The organism is Flavipsychrobacter stenotrophus, assembly GCF_002954265.1.
Classification (GTDB): Bacteria; Bacteroidota; Bacteroidia; order Chitinophagales; family Chitinophagaceae; genus Flavipsychrobacter; species Flavipsychrobacter stenotrophus.
Genome location: NZ_PPSL01000001.1, coordinates 963,198 through 981,488 on the forward strand (window position 1 = coordinate 963,198; position 18,291 = coordinate 981,488).

Below are 18,291 nucleotides of genomic sequence, written 5' to 3' on the forward strand. Positions count from 1 at the left end.
TATTGTATCAATTATTTGCTTTTTCTTGCTGCTAACTCTATAATGGTTAAATTAGTACTGTAGAAAAAAGTCCGTATGAGTTTTATTCAACAAATTCAGCTTACCCCGCAGAAAAACCTGCTCACCGATGTGGAGAACAGGAAGATCTACACGTTGGACAAATGCGAGCTGAATGTTTTTGAAACTTACCGCACATCCGAGTTGGTGCAACTGACCTTTCACGATCTGGTCATTACCAGTATGGTGCGCGGCAAAAAGGTGATGCACCTGCCTACCAATCCCTCTTTTGAATATGTACCCGGCGAGACGGTTTTGGCTCCCGCAGGCACTAAAATGGCCATCGATTTCCCCGAGGCCGAAGAGCAAAACCCTACGCAGTGCATAGCTTTAACGATAGACAGAGAATCGGTAAGCAAAACTGTAAACTACCTCAATCATAATTTTCCACGCGAAGGCACCAATGCATCTTGGGATATCAATTTCAGGTTCACTCACCTAAAGAACAGCAGTGTACTGGCCGACGTGATCAATAAAATGGTCAACATCTGCAGCGAGCAAAATCTGACAAAAGATATCCTGGCCGATCTCACTATGAAGGAATTAGTAGTGCGTCTGGTGCAGCTACAGAACCTCTACGAGATACATGATCATATTCCACCCACCAGTAGTGCATTCGGGTTTCTGTCACAGTTCATCAAAGAGAATCTGCACAACAGGATAGATGTGGATACCCTTAGCCGCAAGGTATATATGAGCCGCCCCAATTTCTTCCGCCACTTCAAGCGGGAGTACGGCATCTCCCCTACTCAGTACATCATCAGCGAGCGACTGAAAATGGCCAAGGTTCTCATAGCCGGCACCAAAATGAGCATACAGCAAATATGCATAGAAACAGGCTTTGAAGACACCAACAACTTTATCAAACTATTCAAAAAGAGCGAAGGAGTTACTCCTGGTATGTACAGGAATAAACTGGCGAGTTAGTGCTTAGCTATAGAAATTCGCACGGAGCGCCGTTGTTGGTCTTATGACCAATAACGGCGAAAATAACGACGAAAACATACAGCTACACAGCATCACCGCATCACTATGTAACCAAATCGACTCTTTCAACTTACAACTTATGACTTACGACTAAAAACTACATCAATATATGCTCCACATTCTTCTTAATGTTCTCTGCTATCTTTTCCAGTGGCAGGTCATTAAATTCAGTACCAAACGGGTCTTCTATTTCTTCAGCGATCATCTCCAGACTGGCTAGTACATAGAACACAATACCCACTATCGGAATGCTGAAGTAAGTTAATGTAAAGACCAAACCGAAAGGGAGCGTCATGATGTAAAGGAAGATGAACTTTTTAATGAACGTGCTGTACGAGTATGGTATTGGTGTATTCTTGATACGCTCACAGGCACCACATACATCCAGAAACGACTGGAACTCGGCATTTAAAATAATGGTCTGATCGCCCGTTAACGTCCCTTCATTATACATAAGGTTGAGCTTTGACGCCATTACAGATGCTATTTGATTAGGTACATGCTTGGTATGGTCAAGATCCGGAATCTCAGGGTGTGGATCACTATCGAGTTCCAGTCGAGTGGTTTCAGCCCGCAGGTGTAGATACAAGGCATGAGCAAACATCGGGATGATCTTTTTAAAGAAAGCTCTGTCTTTCTCATTGCCACGTGGCAGCATGGCATTCATTTTCACAGCCAGGTTGCGACTGTTATTAACCAGTCCGCCCCACAACTTGCGACCTTCCCACCACCTGTCATAGGCTGTATTGGTACGAAACACCATCAACAAACTGATAATTGCCCCCAACAACGTATGCAAAGTAAGAATACTCTTAAATGGAGGAACATCGTGCAAGTGAAGCGTGGTGATCATTATAAAGTAGACAATGGCCGTATACACGCATACAGCCATTATGTATGGCAGCAACCTGCTGAAAGTATCAGCCTTACGAAGCTCGAAAATATTGATCAGGTTACCCTTCTTGCCTATTGTTATCATGTGAGGTGTAAAATACTAAAAACAGGGAAATAGACAATGAATGTTACAGACAGTTCATGCAAAGCGTGCATGGTGGTAGCTGTTCTTTACCCTGTAATTTAAAAAATTTCAATTGCCACGACCTTTAGGTCAATACTATCTGACTTAGGCGCTAATTGCATGTCATGATGCCGAAGGCATCAGACATTGGATTGCAATCGATTGTAGATGAATTACTTATTTTTAGGGTCGATTTTTTAGTCGATCAATTTAAGAACTTTCTCTCTCACTCAACCTATCTTTACGCAGATGTAGCTATCATTACAAATATAGTAAATTGGGAATAAAATTGTGTGCATAATGTACACAAGGGTATATTCATACTTAGGCGTAACTACTTTTCTCAAATGAATTGTGTCGTTTGTAGCAATTGAGTCTAAGGCTTATTCCTGATGTTCTCATATGCAAATTTGCCTTTAAACATAGTGTCAATTTGATAATGTCAGCTTAATTATTGAACCTATGTTAATTGAGTATCTGTTGGCAAATGAACCTTGATTCACTGCAATTTCAACTCTTCCGTAGTCATCCTTTAAAATTAAATTCTCACCAAAAGCTACTTCTCCAAATGTATCACATACAATTACGGTTATATCTTTTTTATTTGGGAGACTTATTACAACGGTCTGTGCAGACTTGATCCCCCAGTTATCCCAATCTTTGTGTAAAATATTTAAGTGTACCGACCCAAATTTATTTATATGAATCACCTTAGCTGTAATTACTTCAGCTATTCTGTCTGCCTCATCATATGGGGATTCTACTAAATGATTTTTTTTCAATTTTGCGCCAAAACTCTTCAAGTCAACCCCATTAGCAAGATGTGCTGCTGCTGGCGAAAAGATATCTCTCCCGTGAAAAATCGGAGACACAGGAAGATTCATATAATTTTCATTGGTTATTTCATATACAGAACTAATACCACCAAGAACCCGAGATGCTGGAATCAAGACTCCATTATCAGGACCTATTAAATAATCACCGCGATTAACTTTAATAATAATTGCCTTTCGGGAAGTACCTACCCCCGGATCACATATACACACGTGATAACCTAGGGGAACATATCTAACTGTTTCTAGAGTCCTTGCAGCAGCTAGAATATCAAAAGATGGTAATCCATGCATTAAGTGGATAACCTTAATGTGAGGGGAGATTGAAGCTATCATTGCTTCCATGATTCCTACCCCTTGAGATTGGACTCCAAAATCGCTGGTCAAAGTTACGATCTTCATATAATTATTTAGTTAGTTCGTTAAGTAATTTGGAATATCCATTGACTGCTTCAGTTATCAATTTATCGCCAATTACTGCGCTTGCCAACTTTTGATTCGCATTTATAACTCCAGATTTTGTATATAATTCATTCACCAAATCCCGGCTAATCCAATAGCTAACCTTGGCAAACTCATTTGAGAGAAGCTCTTTATTTACCAAAGTATCATCTATTGCTAGGAGAATTGAAGCATCTGTAGCATCGGCATGGCCGCCGTTCGAATCACCAAACTCTGTCTGCATTATTTCACGAAAAGAAGGAAAATCCCAAAAATCTTTTACAAAATACCTCATGCCGGACAATTCATTACCGAGTTCAGAAAATGCGGCCAGAATGCAACCATAGTTATCCCCGTGTCCATTTACAACTAAAAATCTACGAAAACCGCCAATGTATAGAGAATTTATATAGTCTTTGATAACTGTTATTAAAGTTGTAGGCTTTAACGATATTGTTCCAGGGAAATTCAAATGAATTAAAGAATCTCCAACTGCGATGGTTGGTGAAACCAAAACATTATTATCAAAGCCAACTTTTAGAGCAAAATACTCTGCAAGCAATGCATCAGTATATAGTGGACAGGACATACCGTGCTGTTCAATTGCTCCAATTGGAACAATTACCAAATCAGATTTTGTCAAATAGGTCTGAATTTGTACCCAGGTCTTATATTTCAACTCAATACTCTTCGAATTCGGAATCATAGGTTAATATATTTTGTGTTAAAATAATACGAAAATTCATTGAAATAACTATTATGTTTTTTTTAAAATTATTAGGAGTTTTCTTACATCGCTGACTTCGGGAACATTTAGGCGTTCAAATATTTTGAGTGCCTCTTGAAAAGAGTCCATAGATTGCTGAACATCTCCAAGCTCCAAAAGTGATTTTCCTTCTACATCATAGGAACGGCCAATTTGATAGTCATCACCAATTTTTGCTGCCACATCTCTAGCATCCCGACTGTAGTTAATTGCTAGGCGGTAATTTTCAAATTCAATTTCTAAATACCCAAGGTTATTTAAAACAACAGCTTCGCCGTGCCTATCATGATATGTTCGAAATAGATGTAACGATTTAAAGAAACCAGAAGATGCATTTTCAATATTTCCCAAACGTAAGTGCGAAAAAGCCATGTTATTCGTTGTGCTTCCAATGCCAACCCAATCTTCTAATTTTTCTCTAATTTTAAGAGCTTTTTCAAAAAATGAAAGAGCTATTTCGTACTTCTCCATCCGCCAATAAACAGCTCCAGTGTTATTCAAAGTGAATGCTTGACCGTACTCGTTTTCACAAAACTCATGTACCGCTATGGCTTTTGTCAATATATTGAGAGCATCTTCGTATAGCCCTAACCGTTCTAATGTAAACCCATGACCATTTAACGTGTATGCGAGTCCGTCGTCATTGGAAATACCTCCCCAAATTACCTCTGCTTTTTCAAACAACTCTATTGCTTTATTAAAATTACCGGACTCATGATACGCAAATGCAAGTTCTGTAAGAGAGGAGGCCTTCATTTCTAAATCATTACTCGTTTCAGAGAAGTTAAACGCATTTGAATGGATTTCAATCACACGAAAACTGGAAATACTCCTTTTTAGATAGCCTGCCATCATTTGTGAAAGCTGCCAATATTTGATGTCCCACTTTCTCTTAAATGCAAATTGAAGTATCGCGAATAAATTGTCAATTTCATCCTCAAACCATGCTAATGCCAACTCTATACTAGGGTGATCTTCTCTATTATTTATATCGTCTCCAAGCTCAATTTTCACTCTAAATTGATTAGGATATAAAATATTATTAGCATTACGGAGAAGGTGCAAATAATAATCTATTAATTGTAAAATGGCTTTGTTTTCTCCATCGTTGTCACCTGTAGCTCTATATTTATTACGTGAAAACTCCCTTAATAAATCATGTAGTCGATATCGTTCAAGACTGGTTTCTACTACCAAAGACTCTTCAACTAAATACTCTACTAATTCTTGCGCCGTTTCGATTGGCAAACATAACATAGCTGCACAGGCTCCAACTGTAAAATTCAAACCCGGATACACCCCCATCATTTGAAACATTTTTTGTTCGTTTTGCGAAAGTGAACCATAAGACAATTCAAAAACTTCATTAACGAGGGCAAAATGAGAACTTTGCAGACCAGCCAACTTAGCCGATCTTTTGTGCAATTCAATCTCGTTATTTATTATGTCTCTACTATGCCTGCGCCAACGTCCTGCGACAATATTCAACGCTAAAGGAAGATAGCCGCATTGCCTTACAATATCGGATAATAGTCCAAATGCTTCTTTATGGGGAACATGTCCCCGAACTTTTTGAATAAGTTCAATTGAATCTTCTTCATTTAGAACATCCAATTGTAAAGGGTATGAACCTACCAAGCCAGTCAATCTATTTCTACTTGTGACCAACACAAGCTTCCCTGGTGTTCCTGGCAAAATTGGTTCGACTTGCTTTTGTGTTTTTACGTTGTCAATCAAAATAATTGCTCGTTTGCCTGCTAACTCTGATTTCCATATAGCAGACTTCTCGCTAACATTTTTCGGGATACTGTGAATTGGCACACCAAGTGCAAACAACAATGAATCAAGAATTTGTTCGGAGGTTAAAGGCTCCTGCCCCTCTGTGTAACCGTAGCAATCAATATAAAGTTGAGCATCTGGAAATTCGGGCGTAAGTGTATGTGCAAGATGAACAGCCAAGGCTGTTTTCCCTACTCCAGGCATACCATCAATAGAAGAGATTACAACGGCAGGAGTTGGACTGTGAAAATTATCTTCGATAGCCTTTCTTAATTCAAGAATTTGTTCTTTTCTTCCAATGAAGTTTGGAATGGCCCTTGGTAGAGTATTCGGTCGTTTATTATTACTTTCTCTTTTTATAGAAAGTCCTGTAATTTCTGTTTTAAGGTCATCTAGTTTTCGTATGATTTCATCCTCAATAAAAAATTGCATCCCGATTTCTGGATGCTTAGCTAATAAATTTCTTAATTTTGTTTCTCCCCACCATTCCGCTTTAATATCTGAGAAATCAATTGAGTCAAACCAATGTTTTTCTGCTGGAGTATGATCATGAGGTATACACAATATCCATTTTGATAATCTCTTTTGCAAACGAGCATTTCTAAATGATTGTTTTATCTGATTTTTTTGAGATGAAGTCAAACTTGGTATAAAATATTTCATCTGGAATATTTCCAAATTACCAAGTTCATTAACAATAAAGCAGTCAATCCCATCATCACCTCCTTTACCATTTATGCTAATAGCGTTAATTTCTCTAGCTAACAGTTGGCAGATAAGCAGTTCAAAGTTTTCTTGGGCTGATAGCTTAGGGCCTCGAATTTTCGAAAAATCGCAATTCACAAATAAATATTTGAAAATTTGAGCATAATAAAATGTAAATTATATGTAAAAATGTGGCTACTTTCTGTCACTATCATATAGGTTAAGGGTCAATTTTTTTAGCCAGACCTTCGACGATCTCTGCTCCAGGTAAATACATAAGCGCATTACTTGGAATTGATAATTTAGATTTCTTCAAACCACCTCCAATAATGATGCGTTCTGAGGTCATAACTAGAGGGTCAATAAAAACCTGCCAATCCTTAGGCAACCCAATGGGGGTAATACTACCATACTCCATTTGTGTTTTTGATATAACAAGATCAAGTGATGCAACTGAAACTTGTCTAGCATTTAGTTTTTTACGTACTACGCCGGACATATCATATCTATATCCAACAGGAACTAGGCATACTACTATGCTTGAGATGCCACCACGCTTACCCTCAACAATTAAACAATTAGCGCCATGCCTAGGGTCAACTCCGTATTTAGCGCATAGTTCAGCGCCGCCAGAAAACTCAGGATCAATCTCAGCAACTAAAAAGTCTGATGCTTTTTGCGGTCCTGTCCAAGATTTAATGGCTTCTGTTAACGAAGCCGGTACTAAATCTGGTCTTTCAAGTACTGGCGAAAAATTTAACGATGTTCCTTGCATAAATAAATAATTAACAAATGGTGATGAAATTAGATAGTACAATAGAAACACATTTTTGCAAACCTTTTTATGGCAAATAGAATTAAATATTATTAGCTACGAATCCGTTGGTTATTCTCCATGTGTTCGTAACGTTGAGTGCTGCGAAGTAGTACCTAGTTTTAATTTGCTAAGTAATTGGGACAAACGTTCAAGCGCAGGAATCAGCTCTTCATCTCTTAAATCAATTTTATCATTGCTAACAAAATTTACGCAACTTTGAATATATATTCCTATCAGGGCTGGATTTTCTTTTGCATAATTATTTCCAAATTTTTCATCTAAGCTTTTTATGCATCTGGCTAAATAAAAATCGATTGTGTCTGAAACTATCTCTGTCTCAAGTCTCTTTTCCATAATAATCATTAATTATTTTTATTATCAAATATAAGTATTTTCATTAGAGAATAAAAAAAGAAATGCGTGAGTTTAGAATCTAATCGCTTATTTGGGATGTGGGCAAAATGCGGTTTATATTGAACAAACCCGTCGGATGGAACACTCATATTTGCTGCGAGAAAAACTTGACAAGAAAATGCTACTGTACTTTAATTTGTACGATTTGCAAGATTGCATGTCGCCACGGCGACATATGCCAATCCCCACTATGTGGCGATTTACATCTTATGGGGGAGGTATCCCCTTACCCCTCAGTTACATCGATTCATAATGCTAAATCCGCTTAACAGACACGCCACTAAATGGCTGCGATACAGTGCCATCTATCATCAATTTCAAATACATCGCATAGCGCGGAAGGTTAACCAGATCATCCTGGGTGAAGGTAGGATAGAACTCTTTGGCGAGGTATTCAGCATCATTAGCCCCAATCCGAAATGAGATCATCGTTCCTACATTCCCGAATATCGCAGCCTGCACCCGTACATCCATCTGTTCAAGATATTGGTGCGCTAAAAACAATGACAATCCATACTTTCTCGCCTCAGCCAAGATAGTGGCGAATGATAGCGTCACGAAGGAATGGCATTCATCAATATACATGTAAAACGGCCTGCGCTGTACTTCCGGCTGAGATGCCCTGTAGAGTGCTGCAAGCTGCATGGCGTTGATTAACATGGCACCAATGAGGGATGAAGCGTCTTCTCCAATCTGCCCCTTAGAGACATTAACTATGAGTATCTTTCCTTTGTCGAGCACCTGCGATAATCGGAAACCATTGGTTTTCTGACCGACTATCTTTCTAAGTGCATTACTGGTAACGAATAAGCCGGTCTTATTGAGAATCGGTGCAATTGCCTCTGTCCTCAATCTAAGCGTGTATTTATCAAACTCGTTATGCCAGAAGTTTAGGATGTGGTCTTCGTTAACATATCTCAATGCGTTTTTACGAAAATCGCCATCTGTCAGCAATGGCTGGATATCTAGAAGCGTAGCATCAGGGACACAAAGGAGTGTCAGAAGCGTATATTTTAGTATGTATTCGAGTCGTGGCCCCCAGCTGTCTCCCCATATTTTGCGGAATGTGGAAATTAGCCCAGATGCTACGAGGTCCTGGTATTTTGGATGAACAGCTTTAAGTGGATTGAATGCGATTGGGCGTTCGAGGTCGGTTGCATTGAGATAGATAAGGTCATGCTTTCTGCTCTCCGGAATGTACCGCACCAGGTCGGCTGCGATGTCTCCATGCGGATCAATGATGCACAGACCGTTACCCCGGTCAATGTCGCTTATGGCCATGTTCTTAAGCAATGTGCTTTTGCCGGTGCCGCTCTTTCCTATGATGTACAAATGCTGTAGCCTGTCTTTGTCCCGTATGCCGAACAGCTGGTTTGTGTTCCGATAGTTTGTGGTCCCGATTGGGGTGACGTCGCTGTCCATATTGATAGCATATAGCTTTAAAATGTGTCAGATAAGACAGGGGAAATATAGACAAGTGTATACTCATCGTTTTCTAAATCGGCATTTACATTCTGGGTATATGAGATATTGTATTCCAATGAGAACAAGGGAGATGTTCTCCAAATGGTTTGTGGTTTAATTTCACTCAACTGTGTTTGCTGGGCTGTTGTCGGATCAATAAAGTCGCTATTGTAACTATGTAGGTGCCGTTTTTTTAATCTGTATTCTTTAGAATATTTGATAATCGCTTTATTTCTTCAGCATATTGTTGGCACTCAACAATATCATTCTCGCACCCACTTTTATTATCTTGTTCGTAATTCTGTCCCTTAGAGGGCACAGTAAGGGACAAACGAGGTAAAAAAAGTTCTTTAGCCTTAAAAATACTGGCTACTTCGATGGTTCGAAACCTCTTGCCATCAAATGTTATTCCTTTAGGGAATTCGAACCACTGTAATTTTATCCGTTTCTCTAAGGATGCTTGCGACCAAACATAACTTGGGTTTTCTAAGTACTCTTCTGCAAATGCAAACGCTTCCTCTAAGTTTGTATCCCTTTCAGGAAGCCTAAGCAATTCGGAGGTTGTTGACGACAATTTCACCTCAATGTCTTCTAGTTGTCGGCGGAGGACTGTGTCATTGATTATTCCTTTTACATTTTTGTCAATGAGCGTTGTCTGACGTTCCTCCAATTCTGAAATGTATGTTTTCAATTTAGCCGCAATTTTGTACTGCTCTTTCAATGCACCATCCAATGCGTTAGAGAGACTTTTTTTAAATGTAGCCAGTTGGTTTCTGTCGAATACATATTGATCAAGAAAGGACAGATATTCACTTTCCATCCATTCTTTTTGGTAGTTGGAATTTTCAACGCCGATAAAGCGGTAATAGGCGTATTTGCTATGTCTGCCCTGTGACCAGGCACCTGTTATTTTTTTGCCTGTAGGATGGAAGACAAAACGCCTGAGAGGAAAATCAGGATGTTCATTCCTGTAAATACCATTACTACGGTGCGAACGACGCTTTAGTATACGTTGCACTTGATCAAACAACTGCTGCGAAATAAGTGCCTCAAAAGTACCTTTATGTCGTTCACCAAATTTTACAATCCATCCCGCATATACTGGGTTATTGATCAGCCTGTAGTAATGTGATTTAGTGAATTTTTTTCCAGTTTTGGTAGTAAGACCTTCTTTGAACAATAACTTACGAACGGCGTCAACTGCTATTTCGTCTCTACCGATTTCTTCAAATATCTTCCTGATCAATGGCGCTTTTTCGTTCGGTAGAATCGTTGACTTCCCTGCCACCTTTTCGTTGGAATAACCATATGGGGCACCCCAAACATACCTGCCTTCACGCATGGCGTCACGACTCCCGTTTATGCTGCGCTCGGTACGGACATCGTTATCAAACTGCGCAACATTGGCGATGATATTCTCCATAAACCTCCCTGCGGGATTATCCTCAAAATATTCAGTAGTAGACTTAATTTCTATCTTATACTGTTTTAGAAGAAGCCTAATTTGTCTGTAATCATCAATATTTCGTGCAATGCGGTCAATTTTATAGGCGATGATAGCCGTAACGCCATTTTTCTTGTTTGCGCAGTAGCTAAGTAGTTTCTTCAATTCGGTCCTGTCTGCATTTTTTGCGCTCTCTCCTTGTTCGATAAATATTTCTGAAATCTGAAATCCATTTTTGATTGCGTAATCCTTGCAAATTCTTTCTTGGGTTGCCAGGCTCCCGCCTTCGTCAACCTGTTCCTTAGTTGATACCCGGCAGTATATCACAGCCTTTTTTAGGGATGGGTTTTCCATTACATTTTAGTTCCATGAAAATGTCTACGAGAAGCTTTGCCAGATAATCTATCTGCATGTCTTCGGTGACCAATGGAGAATTACTTATAAAATCCAAAGAAGGGGAGCGTACATTGGCTTTGTTGCTACACAAAGGCTTCTGTAAACGCTCCCCTTCTTTGGGTTCGACTTTTGCACCAATGCCAGATAATCCTTTGTGTAGCTCACTCATACTACCATCTTTCCATTTTCCTGTTAAGCGGGTAAGACAGGAAAAATATAGACAAGTAAATACACAAGTCGATGTTTTCGAGTTGAGATTTCCTTTAAGAGCATTTGTGTTTACTATTGGTGTATGCCTATCTCTTGCCGGCAATTTGTTATAGCAGATTCCAACATATCCATAAGTGTATATTTTACCTGCCTTATGGTCGCGTTCCGTAATTGCTAACGTTTATACATGACTTCACGGATACCATCTTTGGGAGAACAGCTTCGCAAGCACCGTGCTCTTATGGGCTATTCCATCCGTGAAGCAGCAAAGGAAGCAAAGATTGCGCCAATACGGCTGTCACAATGGGAGCGTAATTTGAGAAAGCCAAGCATTGAGAATATATCAATTCTTGCAGTTGTGTATCGTGTCCTAATAGACGAGTTGTGCGTAGAACTTCGGCACAAGGCGGTGCAGAAACACCAAACCCATTTTGGTATACATACTGGCAGCGACAAGCCTCCCTAGCTAATACCTGTCCGAATTTTTACGGTTTTTTCTTGTACCTTCTTCCTGTATTCCCTCTTTACTGTATCGTCGCTCTTACGCTCGACTTATTTATTTAATAATAAATAACGATAAGCGAACGATAGTAAGGGATGTGGAAAAGATAGCAAGTTATTAACAGAAATATCCATTTATATATACATTCTATGGCTACCACAAAAGAAACAAAGCTTGCCCGTGAGATTGCGGATGCGCTCGGTGACAATGATTCCCTCGCTGTGCATATAGGTTTCTGTGAAAAGTTTTCGGAAGCGTTCCTTAGAAAGACACTGCAAAAGGTGCTCTCCATTCCTGAGGACCAGATACGAAAGACCCGTGGCGCATTATTCACTTACCTCGTCAACCAGAACTATGGCAAAGGCTCTTCTCGGGATTAGCCCCGGAACCCGTATAGTTGGGTTGGCAGTGATTGAAGAAGGAGAACTGGTCAAATGGAAGGTAAAGACTTTCAAAGCGGCATGGTCAAGCAAGAAACGCAAAATGATACTTGATGCCATAGATAATATCTGCGGGAACTACAACATACATAAGATCGCCATCAAGAAGATAGATGCGCAGAGGAGTTCGCCGCAACTGGATAGGCTGATAGTGGCTATATCCAAGCTATCGGAAAGGAATGCCATTCCGATAGCAGAATACTCGTTATCCGACCTCGATTATGATAAAAGAAGCAATGCCAGGCTAACCAAAGGGCGGCTCTCCGAAGAGGTTGCAGCCAGACACCCTAAACTAAGGTACAAGCTGCTACGGGAACGTGGCAACCGCACGGAATACTACACTAAGATGTTTGAGGCTATCGCAATGGCGGAGCGTTGCAGGGATGACGAATAGAGAGCGGGAGAGCCTGGCATCGTCCAAGCTTTTTCTTGCCCTTATAGTATCCATTTATGGATACAGCCTGAAGAATATGCCTTTGCTATGCTTTTCATAAAACAAGCTCCATGAAAAGTAAAAAAGAAACATTTGCGCAGATGATGGCGACCTCAACGTATCATTACGATCTCCGCTCCGTCTTTGACGACCTCCTGACAATGTCGCTCTGCGCCCTGAGCTACAATCCGCTGACCGGCAAATTTCACGATGAAGACCTATACATGGCTACCGTCGGCAAATATCAAACTAGCGACTTCAGATTCCAGTTCCCCAAGCTGTTCGCCCAGCTCGTGGCCGAGATGGAAGAGCGTGTCGATGACAGCCAAGGCAACGACATATTAGGAGCGTATTTTGAGCAGCACTTGTGCCGCAAGAACTCAGGCCAGTTCTTCACGCCGTTCCACATCTGCACATTTATGGCCGAAACCCTCCGTGACGGAAGTAAGGACAGCAGCCGAAGGCAGCGGGTGCTTGACCCCACCTGCGGCAGCGGGAGGATGCTGCTGGCAGGCTCCAAGAGCTTGGGAAAAGATCATGAGTACTATGGCATAGACGTAGACCATACCTGCGTGAAAATGGCTGCGATTAACCTGTTCCTCAACGGGGTGTTCCATTCCGAGGTGATGTGGGCGGATGCGCTGCTTCCCGACGATTTCCATATGTCGTATCGGATATCTTTCCTGCCCTTCGGGATATTCAGGATACAGCACAAGGAGCAATCCAAGCTATGGCATATGTACAGGAACTCTTTCCCTGAAAAGAAGGTGGTCACTAAGCAGCCAATAGTATGGCCATCCCAAACGAGTGAAAGACATAGTGGTGACGGGTCTCAATTAAAACTGTTTTGATCAAGGCCTGGCAATCATTGCCGGGCCTTCTCTTTTGACACTTAGCGTATCCACTTGTATATATTTCTCCTGCCTCCCTTGTTATCCACGGCTGTCATACACTGTCATTGAACAAATATTCATTAACAACAAAAACGTAAACGTATGGCAAAAGAAACGATTGCTAAAAATGATGCACGCAAGGACGTACATGAAATTATTGCCAGCAAGTTCATAGAACAGCTGGAGCAAGGCAGAGTTCCGTGGCGGACTATGTGGGCAGATGGTGGAGTGCCTACCAGCCTTGTATCCAAGCGGCCGTTCAGGGGCATCAACACGTTGCTGCTTGCAACTCTGGGCTACGATCGTAATCTATTCGTTACCCCTAAGCAGCTTGAGGCGATAGACGGGAGCATCAGGCCGAGTGAAAAGCCCCACATCCTCACATTTTATGGCGAGCCTCAAGGCGATGCCAGCGGAGAAAAGAAGGTCGCGAAATTGGCGTACTACAACGTGTACAACATTGTCCAGTGCGTAGGCATTCCTGAAGTGATGGTCTCTCCTGTGGTTAAGGAGCAGGAGCCTTTCGGCGTCTGCGAAAAAATTGTAGAGGGCATAGTCCACATGCCGGCCATTCGCAACATAAAAGATCAGGATGTGCTATATGACCCGTGCGAGGATTACATCAACATTCCAAAACTGAAAAGTTTTGCGAACCCTGGAAGCTACTATGCAGCGTTGTTCCACCAACTGGCGCATAGTACAGGCCATCACACACGGCTCAACAGGATGGGTTTGGTGCAGATGTCTGAATACGGTTGTGATAGGCATACACTCGAAGAACTAGTGGCAGAGATAGTGACCAACTATCTTGAAAACATTGCGGGAATCCCCTGTCCTTTTGAGCCTGACGAAGAATACATAGACGGATGGCTGGAAATCTTCAGGAAGGACCGTTACTTCATCTTCAATGCTTGCAACCTTGCGCAGAAAGCCATCGACTTCATAATGAACATTCAAGATGAAGAGAAGGATCAGGTTGAAGAATAACGTTTGTGAGTGATCGCCATGAGAACAAACAAGCAAGGTCCGACATCTGTGTCGGGCCTTTTATTGTGTAAGCGGTTTGTCGGGAAGTAATATTTGCGGACTGCACTGTAATATTATTGCCAGCTTGTTCAAATGCGAAATGTTGTACTTCTTATCGTATTTCCCGCTCTCAATCATCGCAATGAAACCTGTAGACATGTCCATCTCAAAAGCCAACTGAGACTGCGAAAATCCTCTCTCTTGCCTCAGCATTCTTACCTTATCAATGACGTACTGATCAATTTCAGAAACCATAGTTAGAGTGTAAACTATGCACCACTGAAAAAATATACAGTCACCTATAGGTGATTATTTGTATTTTTTATCTACGTTTGCATATTAGTATTGTTCACATAAAAACTTCAAACAAGTGGAAACAAACAATCAGTCAAATAAAATGCAAGTGAATACAGGGTTCTTCTCAGGAATGGGCGGCGTAATAGCGATAGTAAGTATCCTGTTCTTGCCGATAATAGGCTGTGGAGGAGATACGATCACCGGAGTGGGAATATTCAAGTCAAATCAAGTGAGCAGTGAGATAAAGCTGTTCATAGGCATTGCAGTACTCATGGGGTTGGTACTCATCTTTCTCAGAAAGTACTTAGTGGCCGCCATTACCGGAATTGCAGGGTTAGTAAGCTTATTGATTGCTTACAGTATTGCCCACAGCAAGATCGCCGGCATAGAACTGAAGTTTGGGGCGTTTTTCGCAATGATAGGTTTTGCAATCTCATCGTTGGTAAATTTCCTTAAAATGTCTAACACAGAGGACGCCAAAAAGCTGTAACGGAGTTTATTCAATTGCTCATTTTTAAACAAACACGCATATGTGTTCAAAAACATCATTTATTTACGTTATTTCCTTGTCCGTTATATTCTGCATTTTACCGGTAAATTCTTACGCTGCCTTTCCATGTGGCAGTGTTAAGGATTCGATAGTAGAAACAAGCAGTGCGCAGAACTCAACGTCGCTCAATCAAAGCATAGTCGGGCATTTGCATAAACCGGCAGCACTACTTGCTTCTCCGACTGGTCAAGACCGTTCATTCAAGCACGGTTTCACCGCATATTTTGCAGCTGGGCTAGGGGTGCTCGGCTTGCTCTTCTTTCCCATACAGGCGACCCTCCTTATGATGCTTTTTGGATTGGGTGCAGGGGTGTTCGGGAAAATAGGCTTAAAAATGTACAAGCATGACAAGCTACTCAAAGCTTTGTGTTACATCGGAATTATACTTGGCGCACTGCTTGTTCTGTTCGCAACCATTCCCATTCTCTTCCTCCTTTAAAACCCGACAAATGAAAACATTATTAACTACTGCACTGTATTTTCTTATGACATGGAGTGCGGATGCCCAATGCGACCTGCATAAAAAGACTGATGACTTTACCAACAAGACCTCTGTATGGACAGACAAAGTGAAAATTACTTCTGGTGGAACTCCGAGTTTGCTTAAGTCCTATGGTGACAATTGCCGCTACAAGATCTATTTTCGGCTTATAGAACAAAATGGAAAAGTTTTCATCTCCATGTCTGAGAATTCGGATCAGTGCGTGTGCTCAATAGAAGCAATTGCTCTGAAATTCAAAGATGGGAAAGTGATAATCAAGAATAACTATAAAGACGGGGAAACCATAAAGACACCTCTCGGTGAAGAACGGTTTACTTTCTTTGAAATTACCAACGATGAGCTATCCCAGTTATCTACCGGATCAGTAACTAAATTCAGAATAACAGAACCTGGGTGCAGAGATCATCCGGTATTAGAGGAAGAGATGGAAGATGCATTTGCTACCAAAATACTGCAATATGCTGGATGTGTTCTGCAAAATACGGGTGATAAATGATGTTGCATTTTTATTGATGCAAGATTTGTAGGCACACTCAGTCAATTGTAAAATATAAAACCCTATGCGTCATACATGGGGTTTTATACTTTTCACTTTCTTTGACAGATACGTTATCAGCACTGATTAGATACCTGCTTACCGGCTCTTGCCAGTCCTTCTTTGGTGCGTTGGCTTATCAGCTGGCGTTCTATCTCTGCCGACAAACTGAACGCAAAGGCCAACACTTTTGAGCTTATATTTTCTCACAGTTCAAAGCCTTCTTTGATACTTATAACCTGCACATCCTTTGCCATAAGATGCCCCAATATTTCCATCACCTCAAACAACGAACGCCCTAAGCGGCTTAGTTCGCTTATCAATAAAACATCGCCCGTTTGCAGATCCTCGACCAATGCTCCCAGCTGCCTGCTCTTATAGCTTTTGGTTCAGCTCTATGTTTCTGATACCCGCACTATATTATCCGGCAGGCTTTAGGTTTTAATATAACTGCTGATGGACAGCTTTTGATTTTCCACTGTTTGCTTGTCTGTTGATACCCTGACATATCCGTACAACATGGTGCGATAGGCTACAAAATAAAACTGTTGCACTTATACCCATTTACAGGGTTAAATGCAACAGTATTTGTAACGATTATTAGTATTGCAGTAGTGTACATTTCTGTACCGATTAAACGTTCGTTTTATCGGCACAGTTACTTGCTTTACTTACCCTGCTTTGCAGGCTGGGCGGGAGCAATATACATAGACCGACCAACACGCGGGTCACGTTCCCGCTCGTTATACTGCACGTGTTTTGTTGTATCAACTTGTTGGGCTGATTGCTGCGGCTTAGGGTTTAAGACTGTGCTTTTTGCAGTAGCCTTGTGGTTTTTTTCTGCATAGGCTGTAGCCGTTATCGTTACCAGCAGCAGTATTGAAAGGAGTTGTTTCATATTTGTGTTCTGAAATGAATAATAAACACAGAAAATTAAGAAAGTAAGACACTTACAATCGCATTAATCAGTAGCGATTTGTTTCGCCAGCATGTCATTTAAAGTTGCCATTGCACTTGAGTCACCCTTTTGGGCGGCCATTTTTAAGTATGTAAAAGCAAATTTTCGGGTCTTATCGTCCATATTAAAAATGGCAGAATCAATGTTGTAACTTTCTTCCATCGTTCTAAACACGTCTTCATACGCATAAGCGTAATCATACTTGTTTGCCATGTACATTGCCCAAAAAAGAAAGTTCTCCGGCGGATAATCTCGATATTCGCCTCGGAGTTTTGTATAGGCTTCTATATCCCCATGCAATACTTTACTTTTCAAATTGTCTATAGAAGACAAGGCAAGCCGACTACTGTTTATTTCTGTTATCTCCCGCCTTTCATAAAAGCGCGTACTTATGACACCTATAATAATGCCTATTATTAGTGCTGATATACCATATAGCAGTTTGCTCTTCATATTTATTGTTTGCAAAACACCTCATCTACTATTTTTACTTACCTAATCCTACCAATTACTAATTTTAATAATCTCGTAACGAATAAAATCAGACTCTCTAAGTGCGTATTCAAATTGGTCACTGTGTAACATAAATGTATTCCCAGAACTAGGCACAGGGTATGATATATATGTTATTTTATTGTACGACCCAACCTTTAGTTTATTTAATAAGCTTCTGCCTCTCAAATTAAATACTATTCTTTTTATCGAATCATTATTTGAAAGTCCTAGAATTAAATATTTATTCTTGTAATGAATGTCTTCTCCGAAACGTATACTGTCGATGTAAATAATTTTAAAATCACCTTTAAACGTGTCAACTTTGTTTT

22 protein-coding genes are annotated in these 18,291 nt (G+C 40.6%); 9 read left to right on the forward strand and 13 right to left on the reverse strand.

Going from position 1 to position 18,291, the window contains the following annotated elements:
• Window positions 1-75: 75 nt before the first annotated feature.
• Window positions 76-984: an AraC family transcriptional regulator gene (locus CJD36_RS04335; RefSeq protein ID WP_105037862.1), complete on the forward strand. Its 909-nt coding sequence runs from the start codon at window positions 76-78 to the stop codon at window positions 982-984.
• 157 nt (window positions 985-1,141) lie between these two features.
• Here the strand turns inward: CJD36_RS04335 and CJD36_RS04340 are convergent, their stop codons facing one another.
• The 9 genes from CJD36_RS04340 to CJD36_RS23185 all read right to left on the reverse strand — a co-directional run bounded on the left by CJD36_RS04340 (window position 1,142) and on the right by CJD36_RS23185 (window position 11,290).
• Window positions 1,142-2,023, reverse strand: a complete 882-nt coding sequence (locus CJD36_RS04340) for a bestrophin family protein (protein ID WP_105037863.1) — start codon at window positions 2,021-2,023, stop codon at window positions 1,142-1,144.
• A 467-nt stretch (window positions 2,024-2,490) separates the two neighbouring features.
• Window positions 2,491-3,297 (reverse strand): SAM hydrolase/SAM-dependent halogenase family protein, encoded by an 807-nt coding sequence (locus CJD36_RS04345; protein WP_105037864.1) that lies wholly within the window; start codon window positions 3,295-3,297, stop codon window positions 2,491-2,493.
• A gap of 4 nt (window positions 3,298-3,301) precedes the next feature.
• Window positions 3,302-4,042 (reverse strand): creatininase family protein, encoded by a 741-nt coding sequence (locus CJD36_RS04350; RefSeq protein ID WP_105037865.1) that lies wholly within the window; start codon window positions 4,040-4,042, stop codon window positions 3,302-3,304.
• 51 nt (window positions 4,043-4,093) lie between these two features.
• On the reverse strand, window positions 4,094-6,724 hold the full coding sequence (locus tag CJD36_RS04355) for a tetratricopeptide repeat protein (protein WP_105037866.1): 2,631 nt from the start codon (window positions 6,722-6,724) through the stop codon (window positions 4,094-4,096).
• Window positions 6,725-6,806: 82 nt separating this feature from the next.
• Entirely contained in the window at window positions 6,807-7,403 is a 597-nt protein-coding gene (locus CJD36_RS04360) for a YbaK/EbsC family protein (RefSeq protein WP_133162485.1), read from the reverse strand.
• Window positions 7,404-7,472: 69 nt separating this feature from the next.
• On the reverse strand, window positions 7,473-7,757 hold the full coding sequence (locus CJD36_RS04365) for a hypothetical protein (protein WP_133162486.1): 285 nt from the start codon (window positions 7,755-7,757) through the stop codon (window positions 7,473-7,475).
• 315 nt (window positions 7,758-8,072) lie between these two features.
• Complete coding sequence (locus CJD36_RS04370; protein ID WP_161499208.1) at window positions 8,073-9,149, reverse strand: type IV secretory system conjugative DNA transfer family protein; 1,077 nt, start codon at window positions 9,147-9,149, stop codon at window positions 8,073-8,075.
• A 325-nt stretch (window positions 9,150-9,474) separates the two neighbouring features.
• Complete coding sequence (locus tag CJD36_RS04375) at window positions 9,475-11,079, reverse strand: recombinase family protein (protein ID WP_105037870.1); 1,605 nt, start codon at window positions 11,077-11,079, stop codon at window positions 9,475-9,477.
• Complete coding sequence (locus CJD36_RS23185; protein WP_161499209.1) at window positions 11,027-11,290, reverse strand: hypothetical protein; 264 nt, start codon at window positions 11,288-11,290, stop codon at window positions 11,027-11,029. The genes CJD36_RS04375 and CJD36_RS23185 overlap by 53 nt, the downstream gene beginning before the upstream one ends.
• A 228-nt stretch (window positions 11,291-11,518) precedes the next feature.
• On the opposite strand from CJD36_RS23185, the gene CJD36_RS04380 reads away from it, so the two are divergent.
• From CJD36_RS04380 to CJD36_RS04400, 5 genes are all read left to right on the forward strand, one after another.
• A complete protein-coding gene (locus CJD36_RS04380) occupies window positions 11,519-11,797 on the forward strand; it encodes a helix-turn-helix domain-containing protein (protein ID WP_105037871.1) in 279 nt (92 codons plus the stop codon).
• A 185-nt stretch (window positions 11,798-11,982) separates the two neighbouring features.
• A complete protein-coding gene (locus CJD36_RS04385) occupies window positions 11,983-12,213 on the forward strand; it encodes a hypothetical protein (protein ID WP_105037872.1) in 231 nt (76 codons plus the stop codon).
• Window positions 12,188-12,667, forward strand: coding sequence for a RuvC family protein (locus CJD36_RS04390; RefSeq protein ID WP_105037873.1), 480 nt, complete (start codon window positions 12,188-12,190; stop codon window positions 12,665-12,667). The genes CJD36_RS04385 and CJD36_RS04390 overlap by 26 nt, the downstream gene beginning before the upstream one ends.
• Window positions 12,668-12,777: 110 nt before the next feature.
• Window positions 12,778-13,557: an N-6 DNA methylase gene (locus tag CJD36_RS04395; protein ID WP_105037874.1), complete on the forward strand. Its 780-nt coding sequence runs from the start codon at window positions 12,778-12,780 to the stop codon at window positions 13,555-13,557.
• Window positions 13,558-13,701: 144 nt separating this feature from the next.
• Window positions 13,702-14,586, forward strand: a complete 885-nt coding sequence (locus tag CJD36_RS04400) for a zincin-like metallopeptidase domain-containing protein (RefSeq protein ID WP_105037875.1) — start codon at window positions 13,702-13,704, stop codon at window positions 14,584-14,586.
• A 60-nt stretch (window positions 14,587-14,646) separates the two neighbouring features.
• Here the strand turns inward: CJD36_RS04400 and CJD36_RS04405 are convergent, their stop codons facing one another.
• Window positions 14,647-14,880 (reverse strand): helix-turn-helix domain-containing protein, encoded by a 234-nt coding sequence (locus tag CJD36_RS04405; RefSeq protein ID WP_105037876.1) that lies wholly within the window; start codon window positions 14,878-14,880, stop codon window positions 14,647-14,649.
• A gap of 115 nt (window positions 14,881-14,995) precedes the next feature.
• On the opposite strand from CJD36_RS04405, the gene CJD36_RS04410 reads away from it, so the two are divergent.
• From CJD36_RS04410 to CJD36_RS04420, 3 genes are read left to right on the forward strand one after another with little or no spacing between them, the layout of a single operon-like run.
• Window positions 14,996-15,412, forward strand: coding sequence for a hypothetical protein (locus CJD36_RS04410; RefSeq protein WP_105037877.1), 417 nt, complete (start codon window positions 14,996-14,998; stop codon window positions 15,410-15,412).
• A gap of 40 nt (window positions 15,413-15,452) precedes the next feature.
• The gene (locus CJD36_RS04415; RefSeq protein WP_105037878.1) at window positions 15,453-15,911 is read left to right on the forward strand and encodes a hypothetical protein; all 459 of its coding nucleotides are present in this window, start codon (window positions 15,453-15,455) and stop codon (window positions 15,909-15,911) included.
• Between the two features lie 10 nt (window positions 15,912-15,921).
• Entirely contained in the window at window positions 15,922-16,470 is a 549-nt protein-coding gene (locus tag CJD36_RS04420; protein ID WP_105037879.1) for a hypothetical protein, read from the forward strand.
• A 245-nt stretch (window positions 16,471-16,715) separates the two neighbouring features.
• Here the strand turns inward: CJD36_RS04420 and CJD36_RS23935 are convergent, their stop codons facing one another.
• The 3 genes from CJD36_RS23935 to CJD36_RS04435 form a co-directional block, all read right to left on the reverse strand.
• Window positions 16,716-16,874 carry a recombinase family protein gene (locus tag CJD36_RS23935; RefSeq protein WP_394337885.1) on the reverse strand — a complete coding sequence of 53 codons (159 nt, stop codon included), beginning with the start codon at window positions 16,872-16,874 and terminating at the stop codon, window positions 16,716-16,718.
• Between the two features lie 302 nt (window positions 16,875-17,176).
• Entirely contained in the window at window positions 17,177-17,407 is a 231-nt protein-coding gene (locus CJD36_RS04430; RefSeq protein ID WP_105037880.1) for a hypothetical protein, read from the reverse strand.
• Between the two features lie 63 nt (window positions 17,408-17,470).
• Entirely contained in the window at window positions 17,471-17,920 is a 450-nt protein-coding gene (locus CJD36_RS04435) for a hypothetical protein (RefSeq protein ID WP_105037881.1), read from the reverse strand.
• Window positions 17,921-18,291: the final 371 nt, after the last annotated feature.

Excerpts from the sequence above, each read along its gene's own strand:
- CJD36_RS04335 (WP_105037862.1), top strand. The coding sequence starts at position 76 with ATGAGTTTTATTCAACAAATTCAGCTTACCCCGCAGAAAAACCTGCTC.
- CJD36_RS04340 (WP_105037863.1), bottom strand. The coding sequence starts at position 2,023 with ATGATAACAATAGGCAAGAAGGGTAACCTGATCAATATTTTCGAGCTT.
- CJD36_RS04345 (WP_105037864.1), bottom strand. The coding sequence starts at position 3,297 with ATGAAGATCGTAACTTTGACCAGCGATTTTGGAGTCCAATCTCAAGGG.
- CJD36_RS04350 (WP_105037865.1), bottom strand. The coding sequence starts at position 4,042 with ATGATTCCGAATTCGAAGAGTATTGAGTTGAAATATAAGACCTGGGTA.
- CJD36_RS04365 (WP_133162486.1), bottom strand. The coding sequence starts at position 7,757 with ATGGAAAAGAGACTTGAGACAGAGATAGTTTCAGACACAATCGATTTT.
- CJD36_RS04375 (WP_105037870.1), bottom strand. The coding sequence starts at position 11,079 with ATGGAAAACCCATCCCTAAAAAAGGCTGTGATATACTGCCGGGTATCA.
- CJD36_RS23185 (WP_161499209.1), bottom strand. The coding sequence starts at position 11,290 with ATGAGTGAGCTACACAAAGGATTATCTGGCATTGGTGCAAAAGTCGAA.
- CJD36_RS04380 (WP_105037871.1), top strand. The coding sequence starts at position 11,519 with ATGACTTCACGGATACCATCTTTGGGAGAACAGCTTCGCAAGCACCGT.
- CJD36_RS04385 (WP_105037872.1), top strand. The coding sequence starts at position 11,983 with ATGGCTACCACAAAAGAAACAAAGCTTGCCCGTGAGATTGCGGATGCG.
- CJD36_RS04390 (WP_105037873.1), top strand. The coding sequence starts at position 12,188 with ATGGCAAAGGCTCTTCTCGGGATTAGCCCCGGAACCCGTATAGTTGGG.
- CJD36_RS04395 (WP_105037874.1), top strand. The coding sequence starts at position 12,778 with ATGAAAAGTAAAAAAGAAACATTTGCGCAGATGATGGCGACCTCAACG.
- CJD36_RS04400 (WP_105037875.1), top strand. The coding sequence starts at position 13,702 with ATGGCAAAAGAAACGATTGCTAAAAATGATGCACGCAAGGACGTACAT.
- CJD36_RS04405 (WP_105037876.1), bottom strand. The coding sequence starts at position 14,880 with ATGGTTTCTGAAATTGATCAGTACGTCATTGATAAGGTAAGAATGCTG.
- CJD36_RS04415 (WP_105037878.1), top strand. The coding sequence starts at position 15,453 with ATGTGTTCAAAAACATCATTTATTTACGTTATTTCCTTGTCCGTTATA.
- CJD36_RS04420 (WP_105037879.1), top strand. The coding sequence starts at position 15,922 with ATGAAAACATTATTAACTACTGCACTGTATTTTCTTATGACATGGAGT.
- CJD36_RS04430 (WP_105037880.1), bottom strand. The coding sequence starts at position 17,407 with ATGAAACAACTCCTTTCAATACTGCTGCTGGTAACGATAACGGCTACA.
- CJD36_RS04435 (WP_105037881.1), bottom strand. The coding sequence starts at position 17,920 with ATGAAGAGCAAACTGCTATATGGTATATCAGCACTAATAATAGGCATT.